Origin of the sequence: Limobrevibacterium gyesilva, from assembly GCF_025989185.1 — a bacterium.
Classification (GTDB): Bacteria; Pseudomonadota; Alphaproteobacteria; order Acetobacterales; family Acetobacteraceae; genus Limobrevibacterium; species Limobrevibacterium gyesilva.
This window is the reverse complement of sequence record NZ_JAPDNT010000017.1, coordinates 48,490-65,518: the sequence shown is the minus strand read 5'-3', so window position 1 is coordinate 65,518 and position 17,029 is coordinate 48,490. Positions and strand designations below refer to the sequence as shown.

General features: G+C 66.4%; 18 protein-coding genes. 3 read left to right on the top strand and 15 right to left on the bottom strand.

From position 1 onward, the window contains the following. Entirely contained in the window at positions 1-2,739 is a 2,739-nt protein-coding gene (locus OL599_RS17110; protein ID WP_264715060.1) for a DEAD/DEAH box helicase, read from the top strand. A 19-nt stretch (positions 2,740-2,758) separates the two neighbouring features. Here OL599_RS17110 and OL599_RS17105 read toward each other — a convergent pair whose 3' ends face one another. The 4 genes from OL599_RS17105 to OL599_RS17090 are packed head-to-tail and all read right to left on the bottom strand — an operon-like array spanning position 2,759 to position 4,595. Then, positions 2,759-3,808 (bottom strand): restriction endonuclease, encoded by a 1,050-nt coding sequence (locus tag OL599_RS17105; RefSeq protein WP_264715059.1) that lies wholly within the window; start codon positions 3,806-3,808, stop codon positions 2,759-2,761. Next, a complete protein-coding gene (locus tag OL599_RS17100; protein ID WP_264715058.1) occupies positions 3,805-3,954 on the bottom strand; it encodes a hypothetical protein in 150 nt (49 codons plus the stop codon). The genes OL599_RS17105 and OL599_RS17100 overlap by 4 nt, the downstream gene beginning before the upstream one ends. A gap of 13 nt (positions 3,955-3,967) precedes the next feature. Further along, positions 3,968-4,258, bottom strand: a complete 291-nt coding sequence (gene nadS / locus OL599_RS17095; protein WP_264715057.1) for a NadS family protein — start codon at positions 4,256-4,258, stop codon at positions 3,968-3,970. Between the two features lie 13 nt (positions 4,259-4,271). Then, positions 4,272-4,595, bottom strand: a complete 324-nt coding sequence (locus OL599_RS17090) for a type II toxin-antitoxin system RelE/ParE family toxin (protein ID WP_264715056.1) — start codon at positions 4,593-4,595, stop codon at positions 4,272-4,274. Positions 4,596-5,134: 539 nt separating this feature from the next. On the opposite strand from OL599_RS17090, the gene OL599_RS17085 reads away from it, so the two are divergent. Next, entirely contained in the window at positions 5,135-5,497 is a 363-nt protein-coding gene (locus tag OL599_RS17085; RefSeq protein ID WP_264715054.1) for a DUF6876 family protein, read from the top strand. Between the two features lie 52 nt (positions 5,498-5,549). Here the strand turns inward: OL599_RS17085 and OL599_RS17080 are convergent, their stop codons facing one another. Both OL599_RS17080 and OL599_RS17075 read right to left on the bottom strand, forming a co-directional pair. After that, a complete protein-coding gene (locus OL599_RS17080) occupies positions 5,550-6,323 on the bottom strand; it encodes a replication initiation protein (protein ID WP_347403216.1) in 774 nt (257 codons plus the stop codon). A 114-nt stretch (positions 6,324-6,437) separates the two neighbouring features. Next, complete coding sequence (locus OL599_RS17075) at positions 6,438-6,986, bottom strand: recombinase family protein (protein ID WP_264715053.1); 549 nt, start codon at positions 6,984-6,986, stop codon at positions 6,438-6,440. Positions 6,987-7,136: 150 nt separating this feature from the next. Between OL599_RS17075 and OL599_RS17070 the strand changes: the two genes are divergently transcribed. Continuing rightward, positions 7,137-10,094 carry a Tn3 family transposase gene (locus OL599_RS17070; protein ID WP_264715052.1) on the top strand — a complete coding sequence of 986 codons (2,958 nt, stop codon included), beginning with the start codon at positions 7,137-7,139 and terminating at the stop codon, positions 10,092-10,094. 15 nt (positions 10,095-10,109) lie between these two features. Here OL599_RS17070 and OL599_RS17065 read toward each other — a convergent pair whose 3' ends face one another. The 9 genes from OL599_RS17065 to OL599_RS17025 form a co-directional block, all read right to left on the bottom strand. Continuing rightward, positions 10,110-10,889, bottom strand: a complete 780-nt coding sequence (locus OL599_RS17065) for a hypothetical protein (RefSeq protein ID WP_264715051.1) — start codon at positions 10,887-10,889, stop codon at positions 10,110-10,112. 1 nt (position 10,890) lies between these two features. Then, positions 10,891-12,690, bottom strand: a complete 1,800-nt coding sequence (locus OL599_RS17060; RefSeq protein WP_264715050.1) for a site-specific integrase — start codon at positions 12,688-12,690, stop codon at positions 10,891-10,893. Positions 12,691-12,804: 114 nt separating this feature from the next. Further along, positions 12,805-13,167 (bottom strand): helix-turn-helix domain-containing protein, encoded by a 363-nt coding sequence (locus OL599_RS17055; RefSeq protein ID WP_264715049.1) that lies wholly within the window; start codon positions 13,165-13,167, stop codon positions 12,805-12,807. A gap of 661 nt (positions 13,168-13,828) precedes the next feature. After that, positions 13,829-13,975 carry a hypothetical protein gene (locus OL599_RS17050; protein WP_264715048.1) on the bottom strand — a complete coding sequence of 49 codons (147 nt, stop codon included), beginning with the start codon at positions 13,973-13,975 and terminating at the stop codon, positions 13,829-13,831. Then, on the bottom strand, positions 13,972-14,184 hold the full coding sequence (locus OL599_RS17045) for a hypothetical protein (RefSeq protein WP_264715047.1): 213 nt from the start codon (positions 14,182-14,184) through the stop codon (positions 13,972-13,974). The genes OL599_RS17050 and OL599_RS17045 overlap by 4 nt, the downstream gene beginning before the upstream one ends. 46 nt (positions 14,185-14,230) lie before the next feature. After that, positions 14,231-14,512 carry a helix-turn-helix domain-containing protein gene (locus OL599_RS17040; RefSeq protein ID WP_264715046.1) on the bottom strand — a complete coding sequence of 94 codons (282 nt, stop codon included), beginning with the start codon at positions 14,510-14,512 and terminating at the stop codon, positions 14,231-14,233. A gap of 94 nt (positions 14,513-14,606) precedes the next feature. Next, on the bottom strand, positions 14,607-15,743 hold the full coding sequence (locus OL599_RS17035) for a helix-turn-helix domain-containing protein (protein ID WP_264715045.1): 1,137 nt from the start codon (positions 15,741-15,743) through the stop codon (positions 14,607-14,609). A gap of 2 nt (positions 15,744-15,745) precedes the next feature. Then, on the bottom strand, positions 15,746-16,531 hold the full coding sequence (locus OL599_RS17030) for a hypothetical protein (protein WP_264715044.1): 786 nt from the start codon (positions 16,529-16,531) through the stop codon (positions 15,746-15,748). A 44-nt stretch (positions 16,532-16,575) separates the two neighbouring features. Beyond that, entirely contained in the window at positions 16,576-16,857 is a 282-nt protein-coding gene (locus tag OL599_RS17025; protein ID WP_264715043.1) for a hypothetical protein, read from the bottom strand. Positions 16,858-17,029 lie beyond the last annotated feature (172 nt).

Genomic DNA, 17,029 nt, shown 5'->3' with positions numbered 1-17,029 from the left:
ATGACCAGTGAGCGCATCCTTCGCCAGATCAAGGCACGGCTTTCCCTCCGCACGCCGCAGGCCGACAGTCTCGATATTCTGGCCGACATCGTTGAGCACTCCCCTCTTGAGGGGCTCGTGCCGTTCCGTAAGGCAGCTTCTGTCACGGATATGCTCGACGCCGTTCATGCCCGGTATGCCGGCGTTAGCGACTTCGAGCGTGACTTTCCCTCGCTCTGTTTCACTCTCGCGACCGGGGTCGGGAAAACCCGTCTCATGGGCGCGTTTATCAGCTATCTCTATCTGTCCGGCCGCGCCAAAAACTTCTTCGTCCTGGCACCGAACACCACGATCTATGACAAGCTGATTGCTGACTTCAAGCCCAACACAGAAAAATATGTCTTCAAGGGCGTCGCCGAATTCGCCCAGATGCCGCCGATTCTGATCACAGGCGATACATGGGATCAGGGGCGCGGATTGCGCGGCGGGGATCTGTTGGGCGAAACCGCGATCATTAACATTTTCAATGTGGACAAGATCAACAAGGATCAGGGCCGCATCAAAAAACTGCACGAGTATATCGGCGAGAGCTACTTCGATTATCTGGCCGGCCTGCCGGACCTGGTGTTGCTCATGGACGAGGCGCACCGCTACCGCGCGAAGGCAGGTATGCGCGCTGTTGCCGAATTAAAGCCGGTTCTCGGGCTGGAATTGACCGCGACACCGCGATCGACGGGCGGACGCTCCGAGCGGTTCAAAAATGTTGTCTATGACTACAGCCTTGGTGAGGCCATGCGGGACGGATTCGTCAAAGAACCGGCCGTCGCCACTCGCAAAGACTTCCGTCCGGATTCGGTGACGCCCGACCAGCTTGAACGTATCAAGCTCGAAGACGGCATCCACTGCCACGAGAACACCAAAGCCGAGCTGGACATCTACGCACGCTCGACGGGCCGGCCCACGGTTCATCCGTTCATGCTGGTCGTTGCCCAGGACACGACCCACGCGGAGAATCTCCGCCAACTCATCGAGTCCGAGGGCTTCTTCGACGGGCGATATAAGGCCCGCGTGATCCGCGTGGACAGCGCGACACGAGGCGAGGAAAGCGAGGAGGCCACGGCCCGCCTGTTGGCCTTGGAGAGTGACACCGATACGGATGTTGTGATCCACGTCAACAAGCTCAAGGAAGGCTGGGACGTTCGGAACCTCTACACCATCGTGCCCTTGCGGGCGTCGGCTTCCGACATCCTGACAGAGCAGACCCTTGGGCGCGGCCTTCGCCTACCCTACGGCGTCCGCACGGGCGTTGAGGCGGTGGATACACTGACAATCATTGCCCATGACCGCTTTGACGACGTGATCCGCGCAGCGCGCGATCCGAACTCGATTGTCGCCATCCGAAAAACCGTCATCGTTGGCGAAGGTGGCGATGTATCGCCGCAAGGTGCCACGGTGCTGGACAGCCGAACCCTCTTGGAAACTTCATTGACTGGCCAAGGGGGCGGTTCTGCGGAGCAACAAGCCAATTTGGTTTTCTCATCCGACGGGGAGCGCCAGGCGGCCGATTTTGCGTTGCGCTTGATTTCCGATCGGTATGAGCGGGAATTGAAAAAAGGCATCAGCCAGCTTTCGGAGCCGGAGGTGCAAGCACGCATCACCCGCGATGTTGAGCAGGCACTTGCGCCGATCCAAGCAAAGCTTGAGCTTGGCGAGCCAAAGGTGAATGTGGCGCAGGTTGTGGCGGCGGTCGCCGCCAAGGTCACGGAATTGACGATCGCAATTCCCGAGATCGTCGTCATCCCGACGCGCGAGGTCACGTTCGGTTTCCACGACTTCGACTTGACCGGTCTGGATGCTATCGCGCGGCAGCCAATCTCTGACGAGATCATGGTCCAGCGGTTGCGTGACGAGGCCCGGACCTACCTCGCGCGCCGTGCCGAAGGCGCACGCGAGGAGCAGCCGGAAAACTATTTGGTCCGTCACCTCATGGACATGCCGGAGGTCGATTACGACAGCCAGAGCGAGTTTCTGTTCAAGCTGTCCGGCCAGATGGTTGCGCGGTTACGCGCCTACTTGCCGGGCGACGGCGAGGTTGAAAATGTTCTTCTTGTTCATGGCAAGGACCTCGCCCGCTTCATCTTCGAGCAGATGAAGCAGCACTATTGGGAAACGCCGACCGACTACCGGGCAACGGTAGCCCGCGGCTTCCAACTCCTTCGCCCGCAAGCCTTCAATGTGCCAAACAGCCAGGCCGTGCGGAACTTCCGCCAGCTGGTTGTTCCTGCCGGTGACACCCGGAAGCATGTTTTTGGCGGTTTCCAGCGGTGCTGTTACCCCTATCAGCGTTTCCAGTCGAATGAGGAACGGGAGTTCGCCGTGCTCATCGACAGCGCCAATGAGACAACGGTGCTTCGCTGGATGAAGCCAGGCTCCCGGCAATTTCGGATCGAATATGCGAACGGACAGCCCTATGAGCCGGATTTTGTGGTCGAAACCAGCACCCAAAAACTGATTGTCGAGGTCAAGGCGGCCAATGAGATGACAGACCCGATCGTGCAGGCAAAAGCCCGCGCCGCTACCAAGTGGGTCCTCTACGCCAATGCGCACGCGGCGGAGACGGGCGACAAGCTATGGGCCTATGCACTGGTTCCCCATGATGCCGTTCTGCCGAGCGCCACGCTGGCCGGATTGATGGCCCGATATGGGCTTATGGCACCGGCACTGGCGGAACCATCAGTTCGTCTTGCCACTGCGGAGTAGTCAACGCACATGGCCGGCATCAAGGGCCGCCCTCCTCATCCTCTGGCACCAGAGTCCAGGTGCGGCGTAGCGGCAGTTCAGCGCGGATTTCCTCCGGCAGTTTGTCGTAGACGCTGAGCAGCGCGCTGATGATTTCTTCGCGGCCCCAGAGCCGAACACGGAAAAAGAGTTCGTTGGTTCGCTTGCGGACGGTCGGCTTGAAGCCGGACCAGCTCACCAGCAGCCCGTGATCGGCATGTGTGTCCTGCACGCAGCCGATCAGACTTTGCAGCGTCGGATGATCGACGTTGATGTCACCCGACTTCACCTGGACCACGAGGCGCGGTTCCTCGAAACCGAGCGGCCCGCGCCCGGCCACGATGTCGATCCCGGAATCCGGTCCCGGCGGCGACACGTTTGTCTCGTAGCCTTGCGCCGTCAGGATGGCCGCGATCAGGGTCGTGAGATCATGGCCGGTGAAGACGCTCGAAATCCGCCGCTCGATTTGGTCGCGCGCGATTTGTTCGAGATTGATGGCCTGGTCAGTCTCATCGACGGTGCTCGTCTCGCCTGGTGTGATCTTCTCCGGCATGTCGGGCGCCGCGCCGTCGCCGGGGTCTTTGCCGACCTTGGCGACAGCCAGAACGCGCTTCAGCGCATCGTTCCGCCGCACCTCGCAGACGGTCATGATGGCGCCGAAGCTGAAGAGCAAATCCTGCTTGAAGGCGTCGCGCGGCACGTCGGTCGTCAGCCATTTCACTGGCCGTGCCGGATGTCCGTTTTCAAGCTGTTGATAGGGGCTGGTGACCTCGGCGATGCCGATCTTCGGGAGCGTCATGAGCGGCGAGACCACGATGTCGCCGACCGCCATGGTGTTGACGAACTGGTTCACCTGCGCCGCGAAGTTCGTTTGCCGGCCCGGCTTCGCGTCCGGGAAGGTCGTCTTCACGACGGCCAGGATTGCGTCGCGGTCTTTCGCAGCACTCAGGTCGGTCGTCATGTTGAAGCCGATCGACAGCAGCGATTTGTCGAGCGCATCGGCTTCGAATTCGCCGTTCTTTCCGAGCCGAACGAGCCACAGCCGCTTCACGCCGCCATCCCTGAGATCGCCTTCGCGGTCTCGATGTCACCGGATCGTTTGGCGTCGTCGATTTCGCGCAGGAGCGCGTCGCCGAAGGCTGGATCGCATGCGATCCGCTTCCGCAGCAGCTCCTTGAATTCGCGCGTCAGTGGCATCGCCGGCGTCCGTTCATCCGTGTTGGAGGGCTTCTTTGATGGCCTTGGGCTGACGCGAGATCGCCTGCAAGTAGGCGGCTGCTGGCGCGTCCGGCGCGCGGCGCCCCTGCTCCCAGTTCTTGAGCGTCGGCAGCGGGATTCGATAGGTCTCGGCGAAGCGCTGCTGCGACATGTGGAGCTGCTGACGGATCGCGCGCACGTCGGGGACTTCGACGACATGCACGCGTGCGGCGGCCTTCTTGCCTTCGGCGAAGTCGGCGGCCTCCTTCATGCCCTGCACCAGATCACGGCTGAACTTGTTCATCTTACCCTCCGCCTCATCCTCGCGCGGCGCGCTTGATGCGTGCCGCGAATTCCGCCAACGCCTTCTTTACTTCCGGGGCCACATCCTCACGCACGGCCTTGGCATAGACCATGAGCAGGAACAGCGGCGTTACCGGGTTGTGGTAAAAGTAGATCACCCGCACCCCTCCCCGTTTGCCCATGCCTTGCCGCCGCCAGCGCACCTTGCGGATGCCGCCGGTGTCGGGGATCAGATCGCCGACCTCAGGGTTGCGGGCGATGTAATCCACGAACTCCTGCCGCTCGGCCTCTGACCAGACATCCTCCGCCTGCCGCAGAAATTGCGGCGTTTCGACCACGGTGAGAGGAATGCCCGGCATTCCCAGAATATACGCCAATGGCACCCAAAGGCAATAAAAAGACGCCAGTGGCGTCCATGTAGGTTTTCCAAGAGGTTATGGCGGCAGCACCTCGGCTTTCCAAGCTAAAGGCGGCGCCCCCCGCCCGTGTTTCCCCCCTGCCCTGCCCCGGAAAAGGTCGAGGGTTTGCAGAACCGCATGGGCGTGTCCCTACGGGCCAGGCTCTAGGCTTCGCCCCGAGCCGCAAAAGGCGTCTCGGCCCATTCGGGTGACGATCCTTTACGCACTATCCCCGCCTGCCGGCGGAACGCCTGATACGCGGCTGCCGCCGCCAGTGTTCCTAAGGACCCGCTGGGTCCTCGCGCCCGCAAGGGACCGGCCGCAAGCGGTTTTGGCTCCCCCACCGCGCTAAAAGAGCGCGGCGGTCCCCCCAAAAATGTTGCGAGCAACATCCGAACCCTTGCGCTTGCTACCCCCGGTTCTCGGCGAAGCCAGGGTTGCATCAGCCGATGCAACCCAATTCCAACAAAGGCAACGCCATGAGCAAGACACTCGACAAAGCCCAACTCAGCCAGTTCACCGGATCGGAAAACTGGTATCGCCACGGGATCAACCGCAAGGTCACCTTCACCGACGGCGCGAAATACGTTGCCGATACGGCCGGCGCCTATTGGCTGCTCGATGAGATCGCGATCATTCAGCCCTACGAAAAGGCAGTATCAGCCGAGGAGTTTCAGGTGTGGACGTTGAAGGTCCGGCCCGATCAAACGGCCACGCTCAGCTGCGATGACGGCAACGGCAACATCGTGTTCACGAAGGAAATCCCGTTCACCGATTTTCCGTGTGAGGAAATCACGCTCTGGTTCGCCAACAACGTGATCCTGCTGCCGAGCGAATATTGAACGATCCGGGGCTGTCGCGCTAGCGCGGCCCTTTATCTGCCCAGCGACCGGGCTACATCTCCGCCTTCTTTTTCTTCATGAAGCCGTAGAACGCGGCGGCGTAGTCCCTCGGCTCATCCTGTTCCGCCACCCACTCACGAAACTCCCGCTCAAGCCACGGAATGTCGAGGCCGGCGAAGTCGCGCCGGAAGCGCTGCAGCTGACTTTCCGTCAGCCTGCTGCCCCCCGACGGCAACAAATTGGTGTGGGGGGGCGCCGGGCTCTGACCCCTCTCCCCTTTTGGACCGTCTGACGGCAACAAGTTGGGGTGGGGGCGCTGCGACCGCTGATCCCCCTGCCCTTTTAGTCGGCCTGACGGCAACATCTTGGGGTGGGGGGCCTCAATCCGCTCCGAAGAAGCGAGCCGCGCCAAGGCAACATCCTGTGGTGATGCCAGCGGCAGGCCGGCGGTGGCCACGGTGACGACCTCGCCTTTGAGCCGCGCACGGCGCCCGACCCGGCTGAAACGCAACTCGTTCAGGGCGTGCTTGCGCTCGTCCATATTCTTCGCCCACCAGGAGAGCCGCACCGTCGTCACCTTGCGGCCCGCATAGGCCGACGGCTCGACCTTGCAGCCGAATTCGCCGAGGCCATTCACCTCCAGCACTGCCGGATCAATCGCGCGCTGCTTGAAGCTCTTGAAGGCTTCGAGCTTGCCCGGATCGACGCCCAGCAAAGCGCGGAAGCGCTCGACCGGAAACTCTTCGCTGGTTTTGAATTTCAGATTGCCGCGCTTCTGCACCATCTCGTAGAGCGCGAGCGCGTATTTGCTGCTGAAGGCGAACATCACCTGCTTCTGCAGGCGCGCATATTGAGGGCATAGCGTCGGTTGTCAGCTGAACAACGCTAAGAGCGAACTTTCGGCGAACATCCCCGGAATGGCGGCGCGGCCGTCGGTTTGTCAGCCGTGTAGCGCGGCATACAGCGCGGTCTTTCCCGCTTTGAGCCGGGTGGCGGCCTCGCGCACCGTCAATCCCTTGGCGATGATGGCGCGGGCGCGTTCGAGCTTCTCGCCGGTGACCACGGGCTTGCGTCCGCCTTTTCGGCCGCGCGCCGCGGCTGCGGCGAGGCCCGCGCGGGTCCGCTCCTGGATCAGGTCACGCTCGAACTGGCCCAATGCCCCGAACAGGTGAAAGACGAGGCGTCCGCCCGGCGTCGTCGTGTCGATCGCCTCGGTGATGGAGCGGAACCCGACGCCACGCGTCGCCAGCGACGTCACGGTCTCGATCAGATGCGGCAGTGAGCGACCGAGGCGATCGAGTTTCCAGACGATCAGCACGTCGCCGTTGCGCACGTAGTCGAGCGCGGACCGCAGCCCGGCGCGATCGGCCCGCGCTCCCGAAGCGCGATCCTCGAAGATCTTCACGCACCCAGCCGCCGCGAGCGCGTCGAGCTGCAGTGCCGGATCCTGGTCGACCGTGCTGACGCGCGCGTAGCCGACGTTTGCCACGGCAGGCTGTCCGCTTTCCCGTCCGGCAACCATCCTGTCCGGCTACCCATCTGCTGTCCAGGGTTTCCGGACATTCCGGCGTTGACCGTTCAACGGTCGTTTGCCGGACAGCTGCCCCGTAGGGTCGCCGCCCTTTATCGGAGGACAAGGATGGCGCATCGGCAGCTGCTGACCGACGAGGAACGGCAAGCTCTTCTCGGCATCCCGCTTGACGCCGACAACCTGGCGCGCTGCTTCACCCTGTCGCGCGCCGACCGGGAGCTGGTGGCGAAACGCCGTCGGGATGCCAATCGGATCGGCTTCGCCGTCCAGCTCGCTCTGCTTCGTCATCCCGGCATTGCCCTGGCGCAGCTGGAGCAGCCTGCCGAGCCGCTGGTTCAGTGGCTGGCAAGACAGCTCGAGATACTGGCCGCGCCGTTCGCCGAATATGCCCGCCGCCCGCAGACCCTGACGGACCACGCGCGGCTTCTCGCGAAAACCCTGGGACTTCGCCCGCCGGGGAACACCGACCTGCCGATGATGATCGAGGTGGCCGCTCAGGCCGCCTGGAGCACCGACCGCGGGCAGCCCATCGCCGCCGCGGTTGCCTCCGCGCTGCGCGCGGCGAACATCATCCTGCCGGCCGGCAGCGTCATCGAGCGCGCCGCGATTGCTGGCCGAGCCCGCGCGCGCCGGCGTGCGACGGATGCCCTGCTTGCGGAAGTGTCCGACGAGCAGACGGCCAAACTCGACCAACTGCTCGTGCGCGACGCCGCGGCGGACATGACGCCGTTCGCCTGGCTCAAGGCGATGCCGGTCGCCCCAAAGGCGGACCACGTGCGCGAACTGCTCGACCGGTTGCGCCGGGTACGTGACATTGGCTTGCCCGCCGAAATCGCCGCGCAGATCGATGAGCAGCGGCTGCGGCAGTTCGTACGCGAGGGCCACGCTTCCGACGCCCATCAACTCGGCCGCTATGCCGCCCGCCGACGCCGCGCGATCCTGGTCGCCACCGTCCTCGATCTTGAGGCACGCCTGACCGATGCGGTGCTGGACATGGCCGACAAGCTCATCGGCGGCCTGTTCGCCAAGGCACGCAACGCCACGCGCCGCCGCTACGCGGCCAGCGCCGGCGATGTGGGCCGGCTGATGCGCCTGTTCCACGGCACGATCGACGCGCTCGCCACGGCACAGGCCGATGAGCACGACGCCTTCGAGACAGTGGACGAGACGGTCGGCTGGGCGAAGCTGCTGCGCGTGCGCGGCGAGGTCGCGGATCTGGCCAACCTGGCCGAGGAGGATCCGCTGCTCCGAGCCGCCGATCGCTGGAAGACCCTGCACAAGTTCGCGCCCGATCTGATCGAGGCGCTGGAGTTCCGCGCCGCGCGCGCCGGTGACCCGATGCTGGCGGCGCTGCAGCTGCTCATCGACATGCACCGGTCCGCGAAACGCGAGGTGCCCCCGGACGCACCCATGCCGTTCCGCAAGGACTGGCGGCGCCTGGTGTTGAAGGGAGGGCAGCCGAACCGGCGCCTCTACGAGACGGCGGTGCTCGCCACGCTGCGCGACAAGCTGCGCTCGGGCGACATCTGGGTCGAACGTTCGTCGAGCTATCGCCGGTTCGACAGCTACCTCTTGCCCTCTCCGGCCGTTCCGGCGGTCGCGGCGGAACTCGGCCTGCCAGTGACGGCCGATGAATGGCTGTCGACCAAGGGCACCGAGCTCGATCGCCGGCTGAAGCGCTTCGCACGCCGGCTGCAGCGAGGCGAGCTGGAGGGGATCGAATACCGCGATGGTCGCCTGCAGGTGTCGCCGGTCAAAGCGACCGTCACGCCAGAGGGCCGCGCCTTCGCGGACGGGATCGAGGCGATGATGCCGCGCGTACGGATTACCGAGTTGCTGCACGAGGTGAACCGCGCGACTGGCTTCGCGTCCGCCTTCACCAACCTGCGCACCGGCGAGCGCTGCGACGACGGGAACGCGCTGCTCGCCGCGATCCTGGCAGATGCAACCAATCTCGGTCTGGGCCGCATGGCGGCGGCGAGCCACGGCGTCACCCGCGACAAGCTGATCTGGACCGCCGGTGCCTATATCCGCCCCGAGACCTACAAGGCGGCGCTTGCCCGCATCATCGACGCGCACCACGCCTTGCCGATCGCGACGATCTGGGGTGACGGCAGCACCTCCTCCTCGGACCGGCAGTTCTTCCGCTCCGCCAAGCGCGGCGACGCCGCCGGCGAGGTCAATGCGCGCTACGGCCAGGATCCCGGGCTGGGCTTCTATACGCACGTCTCCGACCAGCATGGTCCCTACAGCGCGCGCGTCATGTCGGCGACCAGCCACGAAGCGCCGTACGTGCTCGATGGGCTGATGCATCACGGCACGGCGCTGCGGATCGGCACGCACTACACCGACACCGGCGGCGCGTCCGACCACGTGTTCATCCTTTGCGCCATGTTGGGCTTCCGGTTCTGCCCGCGGCTGCGCGACTTCCCCGACCGCAAGTTCGCCTGCATCGAGCCCGCCGCCACCTACAAGGAGCTGCAGCCGCTGTTCGGGCGGCGCATCCGGACGGACGTCATCCGCGAGCACTGGGACGAGGTGCGGCGCCTGGTTGCGTCGTTGCAGGCGGGCACAGTCCTGCCATCCGCGATGCTGAAGCGGCTGGCGGCATTCCAGCGCCAGAACCAGCTCGGCCTCGCCCTGCAGGAGCTGGGCCGGATCGAGCGCACCCTGTTCATGCTGGATTGGCTGGAATCACCGCAGCTCCGCCAACTCTGCCAAGCGGGCCTGAACAAGAGCGAGCAGCGCCACGCCCTTGCCCAGGTCATCTGCACCTTCAAGCAGGGGCGCATCGCCGATCGCGGCCAGGACGCGCACCAATTCCGTGCCTCGGGCCTGAATCTGGTGATCGCCGCCATCGTCTATTGGAACTCGACCTATCTGGCCGATGCCGTCGATCACCTTCGCAGCGAAAGCCAAGCCGTGTCCGCCGGACTGCTGGCCCATACCTCGCCGCTCTCCTGGGAGCACATCGGCTTCTCCGGAGACTTCCTGTGGGACCGTGCCGCCGCGACCGCGGGGCAGCGCCGGCCGCTGAACCTCAGCCGGGAAAGGAGGGCGGCATGAACTGCACGGCCGTATTCAGGAAACGTTCGCCCTTAGCGTTGTCTGGCTGACAACCGACGCTATGCCCTCATACGGGAGGGCGTCGGCCGGGACGCCGTATTCGAGGCGGCGCTCGTTCTTGACGCCCGCCACCTCGAGGGCGATCCGGGCGCCGCCGCCCTGGCACAGGACCTGTCGGCCGAGCCGCAGGGCGGCAATCGACCGCAGGCGCGGGGCCCGCAGGGCCAGGAGCATGATCAGCAGCCCGTTGCGGAACTGCATGCCGCGCCTGCGCGGATCGGCCAGGGACACGGCGTCGTCCATCAACTGCCGACCCCAACCGGCGAGGACACGGGCATCGATCGCCTCGATCGGGCGCCGGTCGACCGGCAGTCGGGACGCCAGCGATCGCCCTCCGGGTGCGGTGAGCCAGGCGAACGCGGCATCGGCTTCCGGCCGCATGACGCGCAGTGCCATCCGCAGCTCCATGAACCGGGCGATGATGGTGTTGTTGCTGTTGCCGGCGACACGGAGGGCCCGGAGATAGGCGCCGGCGCGTTGCCGCGTGACACGCCCGGCAGGGTCTGCTGACGGGTCGAGCTCGCCCAGGGCGGCCAGGACCGCCAGCCAGCGGCCGTAGCCGCGGGCGGCGTTGCGCAGCGTGATGGGCTTCAGGCCGGCGGCGTAGGCCGGGCCGTCCAGGCCGTCGCCGGGATCCAGGCCGGCCTGCCAGAGCCGGCGGTCGATCTCCGGCCAGGCCTCCGGCCGCAGGACCAGGTGCTGCTGGTTGCGGGAGGGGGGTTGGCGGTTCGCCATGTCATTTGCCTCCCCTGGCTGCCCGTGCGCGGCCACGGTCGCGGCGGAAGGCCTCTGCGGCCAGGAGCCGGGTCTCGCGGCGGTCATCCCGCACCGCGGCGTCGAAGTGCCGGGCGGCGGCATCCGCCTCCAGTCCGGCATAGAAGGCGATGGTGGTCTGGACCTTTCGGTGCCCCAGGACGCGGCGGACCACGTCATACTGCCCGGGATGCCGGGTCAGGAAATTGCACACGGCGAAATGGCGGACGATGTGCAGGTTGAACTCCGCCCCGATCTCCCGGTGGACCATCTCCGACAAGGTGACGGCGAGCTCGTGGGCCGAGCGCACGCCGTCGCCGGCGCCGGGGAAGAGGAAGGGGTTGCCGGGCTGGGTCAGGTGCGGCCGGTGCCGCGTCAGATAGGTCTCGATCAGCCGTCCACTCTCGGCCGGAATCGGCCACTGGATGGGCTCGCGGTTCTTCACCTCGCCCGTGGACACGAAGATGTCGGTGACCGGACCCGTGCGCCCGGGCCGGTGGAGATGCCGGTCGAGACGCAGCTCCGCCAGGTTGCCGCGGCGCATTGGGCAGATGAGCAGGATCTCGAGGGCGACCGCATACAGCGCGAGTCGGGCCGCCGCCTGCGGCTTCAGCTCCGGCCCGGCGGCCCGGCGCATCAGTTCGCCGGGGAAGTGCAGCAGCATCGCGCGGGTCCGCGGCTGCATCAGCGCGCGCAGGCGCCGGGCGTTCTTCTCGCTCATGGTGACCTGCTGCGTCGGCGTGACCTTGCGCGCCCAGCCGGTGATCTGCGCGACCGCCTCCAAGGGCAGGCGGCAGTGGAAGCGGGCGATCTGGCGCAGCACCTCGGCGATGCCCGCCAGCTGCGTCGTCGGCCGGCGGCCCGCGCGCTCGCGGTAGAAGGCGATGATCTGCCGGGGCCGCTCGATCGGGTCCACTAGGTCGCGCAGCGAGGTGATCGTCCCGGGGGCATGGCCGCCGATCACCAGCGCCGCGGCGGCCTGGCGGATCTGGAATCGCCGGGTGGTGATGCTGCGCGGCCGCAGGCCGCGGTGCGAGCGCCAGGTGCGGGCGCCCTCCTCGGCGAAGGCGTCTTCGGCGAAGAAGTCGTCGTCGTTGTCGTCGGCGAGGCTGTCGGCGAAGCGCTGCACGTCGGCCTGGAAGGACGCCGGGTAGCGGTCGAGGGGCAGGGTGTACTGGTCGCGCATCCTGGGCCGGCTCAGCCGGGCCGCCGGCCAGCCCGGGACGTGTTGGCCCGCCCAGTTCCAGTTCGACGCCGTCCGCCGCGCGCGCGAGGCCGCGTCGGGACAGATGATCTCCCCGTCGCACCAGGCTTCGAAGGCCGCGAGAGTGGCCATGGTGACGGCCTCGGGGGCGATCCCCGTGAGGCCGCAGAAGCGCATGAAGCCGATCAGGGCGAGGCGGCGGAACTTGGTCGGCAGCGCGTCGTGCAGGGCCCTCCAGGCCGGCGGCAAGGCGTCGGCGCCGCGGTGGTCGGGCGCGTGGCGACCGAGGCGGCGCAGGATGCAGCGCAGGTCGCTGACGATGCTGGTGAAGCGCTTGGCCTGCAGGCCGAAGGCCATCGGCGGGCGTCGGAACAGGCGCCGGTTGAAGAAGGCGCAGTCCATCGCCACCGCTTCCGGCTTGCAGATGTCGGTGACCACCGACAGCGCGCTGGCGAGGTTGCGGCGGCGCGTGGGCGTCAGGTCGGTCCAGGTCGCGATCAGCGCGGCGCTCCCGGCGGCGGACGGCGCCGCATGGCCCTGTTCCTCGGTCTCTGATGAAGTATAGTTATCGATGAACATGGAGACGTCCTTACGGTGAGTGGCGAAAGGCGGCAGAAGGCGGCGATTCGCGAGAGCATTACCATAGTTAACTTACCAAATTAGGTTGGTGATGCGCTCGCTATTGCTTGCTAACTACTTGTCGTCATTGTCCCATGGACCGTCACAGGACGGCTCCAGCATTGCCTCCAGCTGGTCGCGCCGAACGAAGTGGGCGCCGCCGACCGCGACAACGGGCAGCCGGCCGGCCTTGATCCAGCCGCGGATGGTGCGCGGGCGGCGGTTGAACAGCGCGCCGACCTCGGCGAGCGAGAGCAGCTGCGGCAATGGCGCAGGCCCCGTCGCCTGGCCGTCGCCCGCGCGCGCGGCGGCGATGGCGTCCCCGGTGAACACGGTGGCCCCGCTGGGCGGGGTGGCAGGGTGGGACGGTTTGGCCGGCATGGCAGCGGCCGCTGCCGGACGCCCGCGGCGGCCCGGGATGATCTCGTGGAAGGTCATGGGACCCCTTCTCCTTCGGTTGGAACAGGGGTCTTCAGGGAAGCCGTCTTGGTTCCCGCGTCTACGGCAAACCCATGGCAAGAGATTTTTCTGGTCGGCAGCGGATCGCGCGCGCGCCGTCCCCCCTGACGTCATGAAGGCCTGACGGACATCCATCATGCCTTCCGTCAGGCCTTCATGACGTCGGGGGGCCGGTTCTCCATGTCACCGAGCATCGGGCCGTTCCCCGAGCGCACGGGGCCGCCGGCACCAGGATTGTCCACACCGCAAGGCCGGCAGGCAGCCAGGCCTCGAGGCGGTGGGCGAGGATCGCTGGCCCGACATAGTCTCCCCGAACCACGACGGCCCGGTCGGCCGAGCAGTAGAACGGATTGGCTGGTGGAGTCGCCGTCAGCGGCTCAATGCCGCCGATCCGGATCGTGAGCGAGAGTGCCCTGCCTGGCTCGGCACATTCACAGCCCTGCTCTCCGCGGGAGGGGAGGGACGCATGAACGCTCGTGGGGCGCCCCGCGAGCGTGCCGGCGCCGGTTCGCCTTCCGCGTCACGAGGGCTCGCCCTTCGGCTTGCGCACCTCACGCTCGAGATCCGCGATCTGCCGTTGCATGACCCGGATGATGTCGGACGTCATTAGTGCTTCGTCCGTGCCATGCCCGGCCGCCAATTAGGCCCGGTGCGCACCGGCGTCGGCAGGCAGGCAATCTTCAAGCGTGGCTTCCAGCCGATCCATGCGTGCCATCACTTCGCGGCGGAAACGCCTGATCTCGTCATAGATCGTCTGCAGCGGGCGCTCGACCTCGATACCACTCACCGGAGGCCCCCAGGGGCGGAAGCCCAGGCGATCAACCACAGGCACGCGGCAAGGGTGGACCCGAGCAAGACCCCGTTGGTCGCGGGCAGATTCCGGAACGGAAATCGCGCGATTTTCTCGAGCGGAACGGCGATGACGCCGTCCATGCCCAAGGCGACCGCCAGAACGCATCCCGCGAGCACTGCCTGAACCAGCAGCAGCTGCGCCATGTCCGCCTCTCCTCTAGGAAAAGGATGAAAATCCACGGCACGGCCGTCATGCCAGATGCGCTTCGATGTCCGACAGGACCTCCGGCATGTAGGCCACGAACCACTCTCGCAGCATCGTGCCCGGATGCTGCCCGAGCACATGGGCCAGGGGAACCACTTTCTCCGGCGGAACCCGGGTCGATCCCTTTTTGAACATCGTAATGATGTTGGCGTTCTCATAGCCGAGCGCCCGGGCGATCTCGATCTGGGTCATGCCGCTTCTCTCGATGAGCCCCGAGACCTTTTCGCAGAAGGCTTGCTTCGCCGCGGCGCGTTCACTTTCGCTCATCGCACGGCCTCCATCGCGCGTGCCGCTGGTCCGGTCCCGCCGGGATCCCGGCGGCGCTTCGGGGCCAGTGGAAGCCAGGTCCGGCGCCCCATGCTCAGCGCCCACCGCGCAGGGCGGCCTGCACCGCGGCGCCGACGAAATGCGGCGCGTCCAGATCGAGCGCGCGGCCGATGCGCTCGAGCGCCTGCAAGTCCGTCCGGGGCCGTCCTTCCAGAAGCTCGTGCACGAACTCCTCGCCGACCTCCGCCCTGGCGGCGAGCTCCGCGGCCGTGATATCGAAGCCTTTCAGGATGCGCCCGAACGCCTCCGCGAACGGCTCGTGGTCGAGAAGGAAGCGCGACCGGACAGCCCAGCTCTGGCTTATCGCCTCCTCCGTGCGGGTCGGGATGAAGTCACGCCGGCCGTTCAGCCATTGCCGGGCGGTCGCGGTGTCGACCTTCCCGTCCTCGAGGGCGATCCTTTCCTTGCTCAGGGAGTTCCGGACGGCGGCCTCCTTCATGTCGGCCAGCAGCGCCAGCTCCCGGACGGTCAGATCCTGACCGTCGCCGAGCTTCCAGCGCGCGAAGGCCATCTCTGCGGCGTGGCGGCACAATCCATCCGGATGGGTGATCGGCGAAGGCATGCCGTCGCTCGCCTGCCGTGGGGCGCCGGCCAGAAACTCGCTCACGTCCGTGGCCATGTCGTTGTCGAACTTCCAGTGGTTCCCGACCTGGAACGCGTAGTCGTAGGCCTGGTCGAGGTAGCTGGTCGCGCTGAACCGGTGCAGCTCCACCTTTTCCGGATCATCGTCGCAGTAGGGGAAGAAGGATCCGGTATCGAAGCCGATGAACGCCAGCGCCGCCTGCGGCGAGCCGGCATGCGCGATCTGGTTGGCGTAGACGAGCAGGATGCGCTTCAGCTCGGCGAACATCTCCTCCTTGCCGAAAAGCGGCTTGGGGGCCGTCTCCGCCCACAGCGCCGCCTCATCCTCGCCCTCGACCTCCTCCAGGGTGAGGGAGTCGGGCGAGATGAGCGAGGGGGGGCTTTCGCCGTCGGTCATGCGCAGCGAGAAGCCGCGCCGGACGAGCGCCGCCGCCTCCGCCAGCGTGCCGACCTTGACCGCGAACTTGTCGTGATGCTTCTGCGCCCCGTGCGCGGGGTCGCCCAGGACGAACAAGCCGTCGCGGTTGCGCCACGGCCGCTCGATATGGCCGGTGCGCGGGTTGCGGCGGGTGATGCTGACCATTGCCATTGTCAGGCCACCCGCAGCTGCGCGACCTGGGCCAGCAGCGCCTCGCGGGCCCTCTCGATCGGCTCGGGCGGAGTCTTCGCGGACAGCGCGGAGCGCGGCTTCAGGCCCAGGAAGAACTTGATCCGCTCCGAGTTCGCGCCGCTCGGATGCGGCATGCCTTTAAGGACATGGCCCGCCGGCAGGACGCCGCGGGAGACGAGGTGGCGCAGCGCCGCCGCCGGCTTCGGGCCAAGCGGCAGCCACAGCGCGCCGGGCAGGGCCCGCGCCTCGGCCGCCAGGAAGGTCTCGACCATCTGCCGCAGCAGGGGCGTGCGCAGCATGTCCGGCGTGCCGTTGTAGTTGGCGCAGTCGACGAAGGCCGGGTAGCGCAGGGCCGAGGTGAAGTGCACCAACTCATGCGCCGGCTCGAACAGCGCCGCGCAGCCCGGTACGCCGAGGGCACGGTTCACGCCGACGCTGTCGAGCATGTCGACGATGTTGGTGCGCATCTGCGAGCCGCTGAAGCTGCCGGCGAGCTTGGCGCGCCGCAGCGCTTCGACGAGCGGCGCGTCCGCGACGAGTGCCTGCCGGAACGCGCGCAGCCCGTTCTCGGCCTGCTCGCGGCCGGGCGTGATGCCGACCAGGACCAGGCGCGCGGTCGGCGGCGCATGGTCGAAGGGGGCCCATTGCACGGACACGCGGCCCTCCTGTGCAAGGGTGAGGGCGGGGCTGTCGCTGAGATTCCCGATGCCCGCGTTACGGGCGACGGTGGCGAAACGGTCGAGGTCGATGGTGCCGAGGTTTGCCATTGCGGCTGGAGAGTCCTTGTCGGGTTGGGTTCGGAGAGTCGCGGTCACGACCGCTTCACCCGGCGTGTGCGCCGGGCGGTGGTGATGATCGAGCCGTCGTCGGCGACGACGAGGTAGGAGTTCAGCCAGCGGTCGAAGACCCGCATGCCGCGGTCGCCGCCGACTTCCTTGCGGATCCGCTTCTTCGCGGCCTTGTCGAGGAAGACGATGTCGGCGCCATGGCTGCGCACGCGGGTGCCGTGATCGAGGATGAGCATCTCGAACAGGCCGAGCGTCGCTCGCCGCTGATGCTGCTGTTCGCCATGCCGTGTCCGGTTCAGATCCATCGCCGTTCCTCTCGCCTGCCGTTGTGATAGGAGCGTAATAGTCGATCCATTCAGGAGGCGCAAGCGTTTTGGTTATTTATATGATGGGATGAATTAATTTTCACAGGCGATCCCATCCGGCCGTCACCGCTGGGACGCAAGGCTCCCGCCGCCCCTCCGCCTCCCGAGCACG

Bases quoted from the DNA above. Each gene is read 5' to 3' on its own strand.
- OL599_RS17110 (WP_264715060.1), top strand. From the start codon at position 1: ATGACCAGTGAGCGCATCCTTCGCCAGATCAAGGCACGGCTTTCCCTC.
- OL599_RS17100 (WP_264715058.1), bottom strand. From the start codon at position 3,954: ATGCCACTGACGCGCGAATTCAAGGAGCTGCTGCGGAAGCGGATCGCA.
- nadS (WP_264715057.1), bottom strand. From the start codon at position 4,258: ATGAACAAGTTCAGCCGTGATCTGGTGCAGGGCATGAAGGAGGCCGCC.
- OL599_RS17085 (WP_264715054.1), top strand. From the start codon at position 5,135: ATGAGCAAGACACTCGACAAAGCCCAACTCAGCCAGTTCACCGGATCG.
- OL599_RS17080 (WP_347403216.1), bottom strand. From the start codon at position 6,323: ATGTTCGCCTTCAGCAGCAAATACGCGCTCGCGCTCTACGAGATGGTG.
- OL599_RS17070 (WP_264715052.1), top strand. From the start codon at position 7,137: ATGGCGCATCGGCAGCTGCTGACCGACGAGGAACGGCAAGCTCTTCTC.
- OL599_RS17065 (WP_264715051.1), bottom strand. From the start codon at position 10,889: ATGGCGAACCGCCAACCCCCCTCCCGCAACCAGCAGCACCTGGTCCTG.
- OL599_RS17060 (WP_264715050.1), bottom strand. From the start codon at position 12,690: ATGTTCATCGATAACTATACTTCATCAGAGACCGAGGAACAGGGCCAT.
- OL599_RS17055 (WP_264715049.1), bottom strand. From the start codon at position 13,167: ATGACCTTCCACGAGATCATCCCGGGCCGCCGCGGGCGTCCGGCAGCG.
- OL599_RS17045 (WP_264715047.1), bottom strand. From the start codon at position 14,184: ATGGCGCAGCTGCTGCTGGTTCAGGCAGTGCTCGCGGGATGCGTTCTG.
- OL599_RS17040 (WP_264715046.1), bottom strand. From the start codon at position 14,512: ATGAGCGAAAGTGAACGCGCCGCGGCGAAGCAAGCCTTCTGCGAAAAG.
- OL599_RS17035 (WP_264715045.1), bottom strand. From the start codon at position 15,743: ATGGCAATGGTCAGCATCACCCGCCGCAACCCGCGCACCGGCCATATC.
- OL599_RS17030 (WP_264715044.1), bottom strand. From the start codon at position 16,531: ATGGCAAACCTCGGCACCATCGACCTCGACCGTTTCGCCACCGTCGCC.
- OL599_RS17025 (WP_264715043.1), bottom strand. From the start codon at position 16,857: ATGGATCTGAACCGGACACGGCATGGCGAACAGCAGCATCAGCGGCGA.